At 41.4% G+C, this 13,753-nt stretch carries 14 protein-coding genes and 1 pseudogene; 9 read left to right on the top strand and 6 right to left on the bottom strand.

Features of this window, described 5'->3' with window-relative positions; all coding sequences use genetic code 11:
• Nucleotides 1–25 precede the first annotated feature (25 nt).
• Together pgaC and pgaD are read left to right on the top strand one after the other, a co-directional pair.
• Nucleotides 26–1,297 carry a poly-beta-1,6-N-acetyl-D-glucosamine synthase gene (pgaC, locus tag M301_RS08840; protein ID WP_013148427.1) on the top strand — a complete coding sequence of 424 codons (1,272 nt, stop codon included), beginning with the start codon at nt 26–28 and terminating at the stop codon, nt 1,295–1,297.
• Nucleotides 1,294–1,737: a poly-beta-1,6-N-acetyl-D-glucosamine biosynthesis protein PgaD gene (pgaD, locus tag M301_RS08835; protein ID WP_013148426.1), complete on the top strand. Its 444-nt coding sequence runs from the start codon at nt 1,294–1,296 to the stop codon at nt 1,735–1,737. The genes pgaC and pgaD overlap by 4 nt, the downstream gene beginning before the upstream one ends.
• 145 nt (nt 1,738–1,882) lie before the next feature.
• On the opposite strand, the gene M301_RS14830 is transcribed toward pgaD, so the two are convergent.
• Entirely contained in the window at nt 1,883–2,074 is a 192-nt protein-coding gene (locus M301_RS14830; protein WP_013148425.1) for a Thivi_2564 family membrane protein, read from the bottom strand.
• A gap of 148 nt (nt 2,075–2,222) precedes the next feature.
• Here M301_RS14830 and M301_RS08830 point away from each other — a divergent pair, with 148 nt between their 5' ends.
• The 7 genes and pseudogenes from M301_RS08830 to M301_RS08800 form a co-directional block, all read left to right on the top strand.
• Complete coding sequence (locus tag M301_RS08830) at nt 2,223–3,146, top strand: YihY/virulence factor BrkB family protein (protein WP_013148424.1); 924 nt, start codon at nt 2,223–2,225, stop codon at nt 3,144–3,146.
• 83 nt (nt 3,147–3,229) lie between these two features.
• Entirely contained in the window at nt 3,230–4,366 is a 1,137-nt protein-coding gene (locus M301_RS08825) for an MlaE family ABC transporter permease (protein WP_013148423.1), read from the top strand.
• 5 nt (nt 4,367–4,371) lie between these two features.
• A complete protein-coding gene (locus M301_RS08820; protein ID WP_013148422.1) occupies nt 4,372–5,229 on the top strand; it encodes an ABC transporter ATP-binding protein in 858 nt (285 codons plus the stop codon).
• Between the two features lie 28 nt (nt 5,230–5,257).
• Nucleotides 5,258–6,226, top strand: coding sequence for an MlaD family protein (locus tag M301_RS08815; RefSeq protein WP_013148421.1), 969 nt, complete (start codon nt 5,258–5,260; stop codon nt 6,224–6,226).
• Nucleotides 6,223–6,882, top strand: a complete 660-nt coding sequence (locus tag M301_RS08810; protein WP_013148420.1) for an ABC-type transport auxiliary lipoprotein family protein — start codon at nt 6,223–6,225, stop codon at nt 6,880–6,882. Before M301_RS08815 ends, M301_RS08810 begins: the two co-directional genes overlap by 4 nt.
• Before the next feature lie 135 nt (nt 6,883–7,017).
• Nucleotides 7,018–9,045 (top strand): AsmA family protein, encoded by a 2,028-nt coding sequence (locus M301_RS08805; RefSeq protein WP_013148419.1) that lies wholly within the window; start codon nt 7,018–7,020, stop codon nt 9,043–9,045.
• 113 nt (nt 9,046–9,158) lie between these two features.
• Nucleotides 9,159–9,563: pseudogene (locus M301_RS08800) on the top strand (IS3 family transposase); the annotation flags it as partial.
• Nucleotides 9,564–9,724: 161 nt separating this feature from the next.
• Here M301_RS08800 and M301_RS08795 read toward each other — a convergent pair.
• From M301_RS08795 to M301_RS08775, 5 genes are read right to left on the bottom strand one after another with little or no spacing between them, the layout of a single operon-like run.
• A complete protein-coding gene (locus M301_RS08795; protein ID WP_041359409.1) occupies nt 9,725–10,360 on the bottom strand; it encodes a helix-turn-helix domain-containing protein in 636 nt (211 codons plus the stop codon).
• 5 nt (nt 10,361–10,365) lie between these two features.
• On the bottom strand, nt 10,366–10,923 hold the full coding sequence (locus tag M301_RS08790; RefSeq protein ID WP_013148418.1) for a hypothetical protein: 558 nt from the start codon (nt 10,921–10,923) through the stop codon (nt 10,366–10,368).
• Nucleotides 10,917–11,312: a type II secretion system protein gene (locus tag M301_RS08785; RefSeq protein ID WP_013148417.1), complete on the bottom strand. Its 396-nt coding sequence runs from the start codon at nt 11,310–11,312 to the stop codon at nt 10,917–10,919. The genes M301_RS08790 and M301_RS08785 overlap by 7 nt, the downstream gene beginning before the upstream one ends.
• Nucleotides 11,299–11,823, bottom strand: a complete 525-nt coding sequence (locus M301_RS08780; RefSeq protein ID WP_013148416.1) for a type II secretion system protein — start codon at nt 11,821–11,823, stop codon at nt 11,299–11,301. The genes M301_RS08785 and M301_RS08780 overlap by 14 nt, the downstream gene beginning before the upstream one ends.
• Before the next feature lie 7 nt (nt 11,824–11,830).
• Nucleotides 11,831–13,747 carry a secretin N-terminal domain-containing protein gene (locus tag M301_RS08775; RefSeq protein WP_013148415.1) on the bottom strand — a complete coding sequence of 639 codons (1,917 nt, stop codon included), beginning with the start codon at nt 13,745–13,747 and terminating at the stop codon, nt 11,831–11,833.
• Nucleotides 13,748–13,753 lie beyond the last annotated feature (6 nt).

Here is a 13,753-nt window from a genome sequence, read left to right as displayed (position 1 = left end):
AAGCTATTTAAGGGTAAAAGTTAATATGTGGTATCAGAATTTATCAGAATGGATATTTGGGTTCGCGTTTTATTATCCACTTTTTATGGCTTATTTGTGGATGGTCGGTGCGCTCTATTATTACATCAGTAAAGAGCGTAAAGAACCTTTATATGATGATCCTCCAGTACTAACGGAGTATCCATTTGTCAGTGTTTTAGTGCCTTGCTTTAATGAGGGTGCTAATGCATATGAAACGGTAGGCGCACTGTTAGAACTTAATTATCCAAATTACGACATCATTTTAATCAATGATGGTAGTACCGACGATACTGCTGCAATCATTGACGATATTGCTGCCAAGCACGTCAATGTGAAAGCTGTACAGCTCACAAGTAATCAAGGCAAGGCGATGGCGTTAACGGTTGGCACCATGATGTCTTCAAGTGAGTACCTTGTGTGTATTGATGGTGACGCAGTGCTTGATCCCAACTGTATTACTTGGATGATGCGCCACTTTTTATCAGGACCTAGAGTTGGCGCTGTGACAGGAAATCCAAGAATTCGTAATCGCTCTACCTTACTAGGAAAGTTACAGGTAGGGGAGTTCTCTGCGGTGATTGGGCTGATTAAACGTGCACAACGAGTCTATGGTCGCGTGTTTACCGTTTCTGGTGTTGTGGCCGCATTCCGTAAATCTGCATTACACCAAGTGGGCTACTGGAGTACCAATATGGTGACAGAAGATATTGATATTAGCTGGAAAATGCAGACTCATTACTACGACGTGAGATATGAGCCAAATGCACTTTGCTGGATATTGATGCCTGAAACTTTAAAAGGGTTGTGGAAACAACGCGTCCGTTGGGCGCAGGGCGGGGCAGAGGTGCTGTTCAAATTCATAGACGTTTTTAGTGATGTTAAAAAACGTCGCATGTGGCCAATTTATACTGAGTTAGTGGTGAGTATCTTTTGGGCGTATTTAATGTGTGTGATTTTTATATTATGGGCGCTAGGTAAGTTTGTCGATTTACCGACCTATCTTCAAGTGACTTCTATAGTGCCGGGGTGGAACGGTACCTTGCTTGCAGTGACTTGCTTATTACAATTTGCGGTTAGCTTATTTATTGATAGTCGCTATGAGCCAAAAATTCGCCGATATTATTACTGGATGATTTGGTATCCCATGTTGTTTTGGATGTTATCAGTAGCAACGACTGTAGTTGGTTTGCCAACTGCCTTTTTTAAAGATCGCAACAAACGTGCCACTTGGACAAGCCCTGATCGGGGTATACACCAAAAAGAGAGAATGTTATGAAAAATGCCTTAATCATAGAAAGACCTGAGTTACAGTCAATGACGCAACGTTATGGTTGGAAGTCAGTCACATTCTTTTTTTGGATGTTTTATATTTACTTGTGGGTGCCGTTGATTACCCTAGTCGTTTGGTTGGTTGGCGTAAAGCTTTTCCATATCAATATGATAGAGTTCAATGGCTATGAAAGTCTGGTCGATAAGTTGGGATTGTATTCTGCAATTATTTTGATCATCAGCATTATTTTAATTGGCTGGGCAGAAGTTAATCGCATGCGCTTTAAAAATAAACTAAGGCGATTAGATAATAATGAGTTGAGTGTTGGTGAGGTTGCGAAAAAATATAATTTAGAAGTTTCTCATTTAACTCTACTCAGGCAAAAAAAGTCAGTAAAGGTAGATTTTTCAGCCAAAGGTGGAATTTCTGAGATTACCGAGTATTAGATAGGGGCGTCAAATAGCGATTTAGCATTTTCTTAAATGGAGATTATCTTAAGCCTAGAGTGCAGAATGTATTGCATGAATTTTAAACTTCTTAGTTACAAAGCACATAAATGCTTGTAACTAAGAAGTTTAAAAGATGATCTGATTAAAGGCGTATCGGAGGTAAATAGCCACCTGGAAGTATTCCTACAGCTGACAAAATAATCAATATTAGCAACACAAGAAACAGGACACGTACAATCTGAGCAACAGGTGCAGGCAGGGGCAACATGCTGACCAGCCACCAAATAAGCCCAAAAACAACTAGATACACTATTAAATTTACGATGATGTTCATTTTTAAATACTCTCTGAAGTTAGATTAAACCCGAAAATAACAATTTTTCGATGATGTGTATGTGCGTAAGCGAACAAATGACTCAAGAATCTAATTCCTACCTATCTGTGGGAAGTCTACCGACATAATTTTTTAAGGGTACATTAAGATGAAATTTCTTAAAGCGGTGGTGGGAATTTTTATAGATTCTTTTAGTTCATGGATAATTCACCGAGGGGCTAGCAAGGGGGCGGCCCTTGCATTCTATGCACTATTTTCCCTTGCGCCAATCTTAATCCTAACAATTGCGGTGACTGGATTCTTTTTTGGCGATGAGGCTGCACAAGGGCAGATCATTCACCAGATAGAAAACTTAGTTGGCCATAATGGCGCTGTAGCCATACAAGCGATATTGGCCGCTGCGCGAGATCCTGTCGGTGGGCAACTGACTACGGTAGTGGCTATCGGACTGTTGTTAATAGGAGCAACCAGCGTATTCACTGAACTGAAGGGCAGCTTAGACGAGTTATGGGGTGTGCCAAAATCGGAGCTTTCAGCGATGAGTATCTTGCTTAGAACCCGACTGCTGTCGTTTGGACTGGTATTGGTGCTAGCATTTTTACTTTTAATCTCGCTAGTGGTCAGTGCTTTGTTGAGCGTGTTCGAACAATATGTAGGCAGTCTATGGGGTAGTTCGGCACTGTTATTTACAACATTGACATCATTTGTTTCATTCTGCGTGATTGCGTGTCTGTTTGCAGTCATCTATAAAATGCTGCCAGATGAGCGGCTATCTTGGCAAGATGTTGCCATTGGATCTATGTTTACCGCATGCTTATTCACGCTTGGTAAGTACCTGATCGGTCTCTATATCGGCAAAAGCGCTGTTGCCTCAAGCTTTGGGGCTGCTGGCTCAGTGATTGCAATATTGCTATGGGTATATTATTCAGCCCAGATTTTATTTCTGGGTGCGGAATTTACCCGACAATATGCTTTACGTTTTGGCAGTTTAAAGCAACTGAAACAAGAGCAATTTGAGCTGGATAAGGTAGCTGCAAATCCTCTCAAGAGCGTAGCCGACGCGAAGAGTTAATTAACACATCTTCTATTACATGTGGTTTTGCTTTGTTCGATAACGCACAGACAATGGACTGGTGATTAATTACATTAGTACTAATGAAAATTGTTTCTAAAAATTCAGCCGCATTTTCAATGAATGCATTGCCTAATCTCACGCTTTCAGGCGCATGGGTTGCGTCTACCCTGCATAATATCGTGGAGAAAATTCACGCTATACCGACTACTATTGAATTGAATATCGTTGCTGATGGTTCTGGGGTAGAGGCTTTAGATATGTCTGGCGCTTGGGTAATGCAATCACTATTTAGCCTCTTAAAAGCTCAAGGAAACAGCATTACCTTAATAGGGTTCAAACCTGAGTTTGTTGAACGGCTTAAAGTTGTTACTTATGAATTTAGTCACCATGCCAATCCACAAAATAATATTGAGATAAAACCTCCAACTCTTCTAGAGCATATAGGAATGGCTACCACAGAGGCTTTAAAAGAAGCTAAGGATTTACTAAGCTTTGTTGGGGAAGTCTCTTCAGTGTTTTTAGCTAGCTTTGCAGATCCACAACGGATTAGATGGCGTCCAATTTTATTTAATATTCGTGAGGCTGGGTTGAATGCAGTTCCTATCGTAGGAATTCTTGCATTCTTATTGGGTGTTGTGGTTGCGTATCAAAGTGCTGACCAATTGAGGCACTACGGGGCAAATATTTTCGTAGTAGATCTGATTGGAATCTCGATGCTGCGTGAATTTGCACCATTAATTGCTGCCATTATTATTGCGGGTCGTTCAGGGTCGGCTTATGCCGCACAAATAGGCACGATGTCTGTCACTGAAGAAATTGATGCTATGCGTATACTTGGTATTGCGCCCATGGAAATGTTGGTCTTACCAAAATTGATCGGACTTGCTATTTCATTACCATTACTAACGGTTTGGGCAGATATGCTAGGTATTTTTGGTGGCATGCTCACTGCGAGCGCGCAACTTGATGTTAGCTTTGTTGATTTTGTTGGTAGGTTAGTGAAAGCCGTCGAGATGACCACCTATACCGTTGGCCTTGGCAAAGCATTTGTCTTTGCCATCATCATTACTATGATTGGATGTTTTCAGGGATTTCGGACCAAAGGTGGGGCAGACAATGTAGGCCGCCAAACCACGCGCAGTGTAGTGCAGTCAATATTTCTGGTCATCGTTGCGGATGCCTTATTCTCAGTATTGTTCAGTATTCTTAAAATTTAACTAATATGCAATCACAGGAAATTGTCATTGAACTAAGCAATGTTTCAACCAGCTTTGGACAACATATTGTGCATGAAAGAGTAAGTCTTGAGGTTAAGCGTGCAGAAATTTTTGCGCTTATAGGCGGCAGTGGCTCAGGAAAATCGACCTTGTTACGTGAGATGATGCTTTTGCACCATCCTAACGCAGGGAAAATTAAAGTACTTGGTTATGATTTTGAAACCATTACTCAAGCGCAAGAGCAGGCACTTAAGCAACGTTGGGGGGTCATGTTTCAACATGGTGGTTTGTTTGGATCGCTCACGATACACGAAAATGTTGGCTTGCCTTTACGCGAACATACAGACCTTCCAGATGCATTAATCGATGAGCTTGCTACATGGAAATTGTCTATGGTTGGCTTGGAATCAGGTGTTTTTGGGTTATATCCATCTGAACTTAGTGGTGGAATGTTAAAACGAGCATCCCTTGCAAGGGCTTTGGCCTTAGATCCTGAGTTGCTTTTTTTAGACGAACCGACAGCTGGGCTTGACCCTATCAGTGCCGGTGAGATTGATGTGCTAATCCTGAAGCTTAGAGACATGTTTGGGCTAACGATTTTGATGGTGACGCATGATTTAGATACTTTATGGCAAGTTTCTGACCGCGTGGCAGTACTTGCAAACACTAAAGTTGAAGACTTGGGCTCAATGTTGGAGCTTTCAAAATCAAAAGTTGTTAGTGTCAGGCAGTTTTTTGATGGTGCAAGAGGAAGATCTGCTTATGCTCAAGAGCAGAAAATTAATCACAAAGAACCAATGGCCAGTCAACTGGATGACAAATTGCTAGTTGATAAATTGCCGGTAGATAAATTGAAAGTATAACAATGAATAAACTCATACAACTAACTGAATGCAGAACGAGGCTATCATCGAAAATAAAGTAAATTACGCTCTAGTAGGGGCATTTGTACTCATTCTAGGCACTATATTAATTGCGGGCATACTTTGGATTGCTTCTGGTGGTATCAATAAGCAGAAGTATGACACCTATCTAGCGATTGAAAATGAATCTGTCGCAGGGCTCAGTACCAATGCCTTAGTGAAATACAACGGTGTCGATGTAGGGAGAGTGAGCAACATTTCTCTTGATCCGATAAACCCGCAACGAGTGAGGCTTGAGCTGTTAATCGTGCGTGGAACGCTGATTAAACAAGATACTTTGGCGACTTTAAAAACGCAAGGCTTGACTGGCATCGCTTATATTGAGTTGAGTGGTGGTAATACACACTCTCCGCTTTTAGTTGCAAGTGAAGGTGAACCGTATCCTGAAATTAAAACGATACCTTCTTTAAGCACTCGATTAGAAAGCTTGTTATCAAGTGTAGCGGCAAAGCTAGAGCATCTATCAGGGAGCTTTGACGGAATCAACAGTCCAGAAAATGTTAAAGCTTTTTCTAGTGCACTGTCAGATATTGCAGCTGTTTCACATACCATCGCACAGAGAAAAGATAGCCTAGATGCAGGCATGAAAAGTGCCGCAAGTACATTTGCTAATACTGATCAGGCAAGCAAAAAACTTGAGTCTTTGATAGTTAATGTCGAGAAAAGTGCTAAAGCTGTGCAACTGATGGCAAACGATACTGCTGGCGCTAGCCGTGATGTAGGGTCAGCAGCTAAAACGTTGGGAGGAGATACTCATCAATTTATCACCGAAACAACACCAGAAATACATAACTTGATTGCAGAGCTTAATGTACTTTCAGCCTCTTTAAGACGGTTTAGTGAACAAGCTGAACGTAACCCCGCTGGCTTTATCGCTGGCCCTAGTCCTGTGCCTGAAGGGCCTGGTGAATCTTCTATAAAAGAACAAAATCCATGAAAAAGAGTTTATTGATAAGCTGTTTGATTGTCGCTTCTGCTGTTATTAGTGGGTGTAGTCAATTGGTACCAAAAGCGACAGAGCTTCCATCATTTTACATATTGAATGGGACTAAGCTAGAAGACAAAGCAATTGAAAATGACGCTATAGCATCGAAAGATGCTCAAGCGGCAAAGAAATCAGCTCAAGCAACTTTGGTTGTTAATTTAAGCACTGCAGCAGCGGGATTTGACAGTGCTCGAATGGTCTATAGCCGCGTGCCATATAAGCTAGAGTATTTTGCGCATAACCAATGGATCGATACACCAGCCCGTATGTTAACTCCGTTAATACTTAATACACTCAAAGCTAAAAGCCTCTTTAGTGCAGTGACACTGACTCCCAGCACGGCAAATAGTCACTATTCGTTAGATACTCAGATTATACGATTGCAACAAGAGTTTTTTAGTCCACAAAGTAGTGAGAGGTTCACGCTTCGTGTCACGCTAATTGACAATATTAAACATCAAGTAGTATTTGTACGCGAATTGGAAGCAGTCGTCACAGCTAAAACTGACAATCCTTACGGTGGCGTTGTTGCAGCTAACGAGGCTGTTCAAATATTGCTTGAAGAGTTGGCAATCCTTTGCAATAAGACTCTCATCAATTATCAATAATTACCTCAAGCTATTAGCATCAGTCCATTTGACTCATTTGGCTGCGGAAGCTTGCTAAGACGGATAAAAATATAAAATCAAATCTTAGCGTAGTCACTCATTAAACTGCACTAAAAAGCCAAGACAGGACATGCAATGCTAGACATCAGAAAAACTACAAGCAATAAGACTAGAATCTTCGGCGCCATCGTTTTGGCTCTGGTGCTGGTTGTTGCTTTTTGTGAAGCTATTGGGTGGCCTTTTCTCAGGTCTCCATTGCAGCGATTCATGCAAAATAAGTTAGAGCGTACCGTGAATATTGATGCCCCTTTTAAATTAAAACTAATAGGTGGTTTAAAACTTAATGCAGGAGGTTTTCGTATCTCAGCGCCACCTGAGTTTAAGGTACCTTATCTTGCCAGCGCAAAAGGCCTCGAACTCCAATTACGCTACAGTGATTTATGGGGCATTGAAACTGGTAGCCCCTATGTCATCAAATCAATTAAAGCAGAACATATTGATGCACACTTTAGTCGGGGTTTAGACGGTAAATCAACGTGGCAGTTTAATAAAAACGATACAGATCCTATCCGACCTTTTCCATTGATTCAGTCGCTGTTGATTCGCGAGGGGCAGGCTTATGTTGACGATCGCCTGACCAAGGCTGACCTGATCATTGAATTTAGTACTGATGAAGGCCAGAAAAATACTTCCCCAGTTTCAAAAGTAGCGGTGCGAGGGGATTTTCGCGAGCGTAAGTTAAAGGGTGAGTTAACTACGCAGGGCTTTTTGCCTATCGCTTCTCAGGATAAAAACTCAGCACCTGTTTCCTCAAAAGGCTGGCTTGAGTACGGGAAAGTGTATGCAAGTTTCGACGGTACTGTATACGACCTTTTTGGCGAACAAAATATTAAAGGTCAATTAGCGATTAATGGTTCCTCCCTAGGCGAGCTGGGTGATCTACTTAGTATTACGCTTCCTCGTACTACACCCTTCAAAATTAGTGGGGGAATAGAGAGAAATCACGAAGTCTGGCTAATCGATGTTGCCTCAGCCCGTATTGGTCAGAGTGATCTAAGCGGCAAGTTTGAATATGACACCCGTCCAGATAAGTCTGTATTGAAGGGTCAGCTTACAGGTAAGCGTTTTGTATTGGCAGATCTGGCGCCGGCCTTTGGTAGCACCGGTATGGACACCTCCAAAAGGGATCGTATATTTCCTGACCAGCCATTGGATTTCGCTACTTATAACCGCATGAATGCCGAAATCGCTATTAACATCGATTATGTCGATCTAGGTAAAGCTTTTCGTGAACCGCTTGCTCCTCTAAAAGCAAGTTTAAACCTCAATAAAAATAAATTATCTTTGGCCAAAATTGATGCTAGAACTGCTCAAGGCAGTATTTCAGGCGAAGTCTTTATAGATGCTCACGAGCAAAAGGAAGTCGCAAATCCACAACAGGAAAAAAATCTTGAGCGTATCAAAGCTGATTGGGGCATCGATGTTGCAGTTAAGAATATCAATCTAGAAAAGTGGCTAACAATTTCAGATGCGCGAAAAAAAGACGCTAAGCAAAAGAATAAATCTGAAACATCTCTCGCTTATGTAACGGGCTTTTTAAATGGTGAGGCTAAGCTCAAGGGCAAAGGAAACTCTACGGCGCAGTTACTGCGCTCACTCAATGGCGATCTCTCACTTTATATACGTAATGGAGAGATATCGCACTTGATTGTTGAGGCTGTTGGGTTAGATATTGCGCAAGCTGTTGGTCTTTTGATAAAAGGTGACCAAAATCTGAAAATGCAATGTGCCGTCATGAATTTCAAAGCGAATGATGGGATTATGAAATCCAATGTCGCCTTAATCGACACTCCAGTGACCACTATTGTATTAAATGGCAATATCAATATGGGTGAGGAAAAGCTTGATTTACGTATGACAGCCGAACCCAAAAACTTCTCGCCCTTAACAGTGCGGTCTCCTATTGAAGTAACTGGTACTTTTCTTAACCCGAGAGTATCCCCAGATGTTGCACCTATAGGTGCGCGTGTTGTAGGGGGTATTTTATTAAGTTTAATCAATCCGCTTGCAGCCATCATCCCTTTCCTTGATCCAGGTAAAATCGCTGATACTCATCAAGATGCTATTTGCAACGAAACCTTAGCCCAGATGAAAAAACATTAACCAAGCCCTGATGTGATGAATAAGGATAAGATTTATAGGATTGTGCCTGCATAATATGAGTGGCCTAAAAAAGTAGATACATGACACTAACTGTTTAACGCCTACTCAGAGTCCAGTCAGTTGTCGGCTGGTAAATGAGGCCCTCTATGGCAACGGGAGTTGTATTAGATGCTTTAACAATGGCGGTATGGCGAAGAAAGCCAGAGCAATGTGTCATTATTCACTCAGACCAAGGTAGTCAGTTTGGTAGCGGTGACTTTACTAGGTGGTGCAAAGATAACCGACTAGAGCCCAGTATGAGTCGTCGTGGCAATTGTTATGATAATGCTGTTGCTGAATCATTCTTTAGTAGTTTAAAGAAAGAACGCATTAAACGTAAAATATACGTAACTAGAGAGGAAGCTAAATCAGAGATATTTGAATACATCGAAGTGTTTTACAATCGTAAGCGTCGGCACAGTCATCTTAATCAACTGAGCCCGATGGCGTTTGAAAAGTTACAAAGTGGAAGTCAATAAACGTCTACTAAAGCGGGTGAAGTCCATAGATTCATGTTGGTACCTTTCTGGGGGCATGGGGTAGCAAGTTCGAATCTTGCTGTCCCGACCAAATTAATTAAAACTGAATAAGTTGTAAAATTTTTAAGATGGATACTTTGCTGATCTTAGTTTATTTTCAACTACCTATTTCTACGATACTCCAAAGCCAAGCTGACTAACTCATGCAGTTTGCGCACATCCATTTTTTTAAATACGCTTTTTAAATACTGCCTGACCGTTTCAGTGCAAATTTCCATGACTTCAGCTACTTCTTGCACGCTTCTGCGTTCAGTGAGAAGTACTACACATTGGATTTCTCTGGGTGACATATTGAACCCTTTTTTTAATCTTTCCGCCCAACGCTCATAGTTAAGCTCTAAATCTTTAATGATAATCAAGGCGCTATGGCCTTCGCGTCTTTCATCTAATTGTTTTTTTAATCGGCTTATCGATAAATAATAAGGCTTGGGCTGTTGCTTGCGGTGTATGTAAAGTCCAACTGAAGTATCTTGGGTAAGTTGTGCGTCAATCGCAGTTTGAATGGCTTTTTGCAACCTTAAGTTGTCTGGTACTAAGTCGGCCAACAAACTATTATTGACTACACTTAATCCGTTATTATTTTCTAATAGCATTTCAGCTGCTTTGGATGCAAACAGTATTTCACTGCGACTAGAGACAATAATCACGGCTTGCCCAAGCTGATCAAAACCTTGTTCTAAAATTTTGCTATGCCAACTTTTTTCTAAGACTGCGACTGACTGATTAGTGAGCGTCATATTGTTTACTCCATGTCATTAGCTTTTAGATTTTCATTATTATTCTCTGATATTTCCTCTGTATTGGTCTTGTCAGTCACTTGTTTAGGCTGAAACACAAATTGAATATCTACGTATCTTGGATTTTCAGAGTCAACGTTTTCTATATCAATATTCTCTACTACTGCTGGAATATTTCTTTTTGATAACAATACTTCTTGCGATTGACTATATACGCCAATAATTTGCGCATCTGAATTTTTGACTAAAGTCCAGCTTTGTTGATGATTTAAAGGGTCACCATATAGCTTTCGCAAATGCCGTACTGGCGAAATAAAGCGGCTATCTAACAGCAAATCTTCTAATTTGGTTGGTAGTGTCTTGATGCCATTAGGTGACTGCTTGTAATAGCTTTCTATGGCGCGCTGATATTGATTGCCAATAAATAGCCAGTCTTGTTCTTTTTCTCTTTTAATTTGAGTATCTTCATTTTGCGTGACTACCGCCATGCTCACTGATATGGCTGCTACTAAAAAAAGCACACCTATGTAAGCAAACCCGTCATGATGAGTATTGTTTACCATGTATTGTATGCTTGCCCGTTTCGCGCATTTGTACTTGCACCGCTTGCAACATCATAAACCCGGTTGCTATTATCGGGTGGCGAAGTTACTTGCCAGCTATCACTTGTTTCAGTAATAGGGTCAACAGGAATGAATCGCAAATAACGCTCTGATACTAGGGTTTGTAAGTTAGCAGGATAGTCACCTTTATCTGAATGGTAGTGATCTATCGCCTCGCGCATTTCTTTTAAATTTTGTTTTAAAGCGGTTTCTTTACTTCGCTCTAAGCCGTCAAAATAACGCGGCATGGCGATGGAGATGATGCTGGCAATAATCGCCATTACCACCATTAACTCAATGAAAGTAAAGCCTTTTTCGCTACTTTTGATGAATAGTTTACCACTGTGCATAAGCGACCCCATTCAAGCCGATATCGCTGCTCAGTGAGTAAATGTCGTAAACATCATCACCCTCGCGTGGGTTTTCAGCATCGCTGGCGTAACTGCGCTTGCCCCAAGTGTCTGCCGGTTTAATTTCATTATTTAATGGTAGATGCTGATCTTTAGGATACATGGGGTCAGCTGGCAGTCTTCTTAAGAATCGCAACTTTTTCTTTTGTGGATCGGTGATATCTTCCACTCCTATGACTAAATCTTCTAAATGATGCGGGTAACCGCTGTCACCTATAGATTTTTTTACCTTACCTTGGTCAGACGCGGCTTTATACTCATCTATTGCGATACGTATTTCACGTAAACTCTGTTTTAACTCTAGCTCTTTCTTCCGCTGAATATTTTTTTCAAGATAGGGCGTTGCCACAGCGGCTAGCAAAGCAAGTATTGCAATGACAAATACCAGCTCTACGTAAGAGAAGCCGTATATTTGTCTAATTGCGCCTGTTTTTCTAGCCACGCGGGTCATTGAGACTTTATTCCGTGGGCTTAGTGATAGGTGCGGATTTTTGGTCTGCGTTCAATCCACCACCCAGCGAGAATCCTGGCGGCAAAGCTAGGTTGATATTCTTTGGCGTATCATCACGGCTTGCGGGAGCCGCGGATGGTGGTGGTTTTGGCACCATAAATGGTGCTACGCCATCAGCAAAAGCTGGCGATGGAGAATGACGGCCGACTTGACCTTCTGAGCCTGTCCAAATATCGGCCTCGTGTGCTTGTTGTGGCGTGCGTTGACGAATGATGTGCGGGGTGATTGATAAGACAATTTCCGTTTTAACTTTGTCATCAGTTTGGTTTGAAAATAATTTACCTAGCAATGGAATCTTAGATAAGCCGGGTATGCCACTCACGTTTTTGCGATCTTGGTCATCGATTAAGCCAGCAAGAATTTGCGTTTCACCATCGTGTAAACGCAATTGCGTGGTGGCTAACCGAGTACCAACTCTAAAGGCAATACTTTGGCTAGCCCCAGAAGAAGCAACAACTTTATCGCCAATTGAGCCAACATTTAGGTTGATTTTAATAGTGACGTCATCTGCAGCGCTAATGGTTGGCTCAACTTCCAGTTTTAAGCCAGCATCAATATATTGTACGGTTTGTGATGTTACGCCAGTGGAGGCCACATTGGCTGTGAAGACAGGTACTTTTTCACCTATATGAATTCTTGCGGTGTCTTTATTTTTAACCCGAATTTTTGGGTTTGCCAGTAAGTTAACGTCACCACTGGTTGCGTCAAACACTAGGCCTGGTATACCATTCACCACTAATGAATTACCTGATACGCGTAAATCTTTCACTGTTAATATGCCAGAAGATGGCACTGGTACGCTAATGCCAGTAATAGGGTTAACGCCTAGATTTTGTAAGTAACTGCGCTTAACTTCCATGACTTGCAGCTCAAGCATGACTTCAGGGTCAGGCTTATCTTGTGCGTAAATAATCTTCTCGGCCAGCGCTAAAATCTCGGGAGAGTCTTTGATTAATAAGGTGTTCAGTCTAGGGTCAATTTCCATGTTACGCATATTGAGCATAGTGCGCAAAATGGTACTCATCTGTTTGGCATCGGCATAATCCAGAGTAAAGCTACGCACACTTAAATCTTTGTAATCGCGTTGGTGCAATATGTCGTTCAAGTAAATAATGACGGAGTTTTCACTTAGTACTTTTTTCTCTAGCTGATTGGTTTCCAGCAACAAATCTAGCGCATCGCCAAAAGGCACAGATTTTAAAAATATGGTGGCATTTTGGTCGCTGGGCACATCTTTATCGAGTATAAAATTGACTTTAGTGGTCTTGGAAAGTGACTCAAAAATCATTTTAAGATTCACATCTCTAAATTCCATAGTGATAGGCTGATTGAAACTTAACTTTTTGCTTGTTTTAGCCTTGTTAGTTTCAGCTTGCTTGGCAAGTAAAGCGTTATAGAGCGGTAAAGCTTTCTTGTGCTGCGGGCTCTCTAATAGTACTAGCCGTAGTTTAGCTAGTGCAAGTTCATCACTGGCTTCATTTTTATTCATTAAGTTGACCGCTTCAGCAATCATGGCATCATGTTTCTTGGCGGTTTCTATCATAGTGAAACCTTGTATTGCACGTAAATTTCCAGGGTCATATTGCGCTAATGCTTCATAGATTTTCGTTAACGCATCGTAGTCATCACGTTGCCAAGCTTCATTCTCATCAGCCAGCAAGGCATTGATTTTTTGCTCGCGTTCCGCGATGTTCGCTAATTTTTCTGGCACTTGCGCGGCATGAGTAGGGCTTTGTAGGCGGCTATCAACATGCACATCAGGTAGAAGTTTTGGTACTGGTGTTTGGCAGGCAGTGAACTGCAAAATAAGTAAGTACAGGCCTATTCTTTTTAATTTGGTATTTTTCATGGCTAGATTTTCCATATGGAC

This window comes from Methylotenera versatilis 301 (assembly GCF_000093025.1).
In the GTDB taxonomy this organism is placed as follows: Bacteria; Pseudomonadota; Gammaproteobacteria; order Burkholderiales; family Methylophilaceae; genus Methylotenera; species Methylotenera versatilis.
The sequence above is the reverse complement of the archived record's forward strand: the minus strand, read 5'-3'. Positions and strand labels throughout refer to the sequence as shown.

Coding starts and splice junctions, on each gene's coding strand:
- pgaC (WP_013148427.1), top strand. CDS start 26: ATGTGGTATCAGAATTTATCAGAATGGATATTTGGGTTCGCGTTTTAT.
- pgaD (WP_013148426.1), top strand. CDS start 1,294: ATGAAAAATGCCTTAATCATAGAAAGACCTGAGTTACAGTCAATGACG.
- M301_RS14830 (WP_013148425.1), bottom strand. CDS start 2,074: ATGAACATCATCGTAAATTTAATAGTGTATCTAGTTGTTTTTGGGCTT.
- M301_RS08830 (WP_013148424.1), top strand. CDS start 2,223: ATGAAATTTCTTAAAGCGGTGGTGGGAATTTTTATAGATTCTTTTAGT.
- M301_RS08825 (WP_013148423.1), top strand. CDS start 3,230: ATGAAAATTGTTTCTAAAAATTCAGCCGCATTTTCAATGAATGCATTG.
- M301_RS08820 (WP_013148422.1), top strand. CDS start 4,372: ATGCAATCACAGGAAATTGTCATTGAACTAAGCAATGTTTCAACCAGC.
- M301_RS08815 (WP_013148421.1), top strand. CDS start 5,258: ATGCAGAACGAGGCTATCATCGAAAATAAAGTAAATTACGCTCTAGTA.
- M301_RS08810 (WP_013148420.1), top strand. CDS start 6,223: ATGAAAAAGAGTTTATTGATAAGCTGTTTGATTGTCGCTTCTGCTGTT.
- M301_RS08805 (WP_013148419.1), top strand. CDS start 7,018: ATGCTAGACATCAGAAAAACTACAAGCAATAAGACTAGAATCTTCGGC.
- M301_RS08795 (WP_041359409.1), bottom strand. CDS start 10,360: ATGACGCTCACTAATCAGTCAGTCGCAGTCTTAGAAAAAAGTTGGCAT.
- M301_RS08790 (WP_013148418.1), bottom strand. CDS start 10,923: ATGGTAAACAATACTCATCATGACGGGTTTGCTTACATAGGTGTGCTT.
- M301_RS08785 (WP_013148417.1), bottom strand. CDS start 11,312: ATGCACAGTGGTAAACTATTCATCAAAAGTAGCGAAAAAGGCTTTACT.
- M301_RS08780 (WP_013148416.1), bottom strand. CDS start 11,823: ATGACCCGCGTGGCTAGAAAAACAGGCGCAATTAGACAAATATACGGC.
- M301_RS08775 (WP_013148415.1), bottom strand. CDS start 13,747: ATGGAAAATCTAGCCATGAAAAATACCAAATTAAAAAGAATAGGCCTG.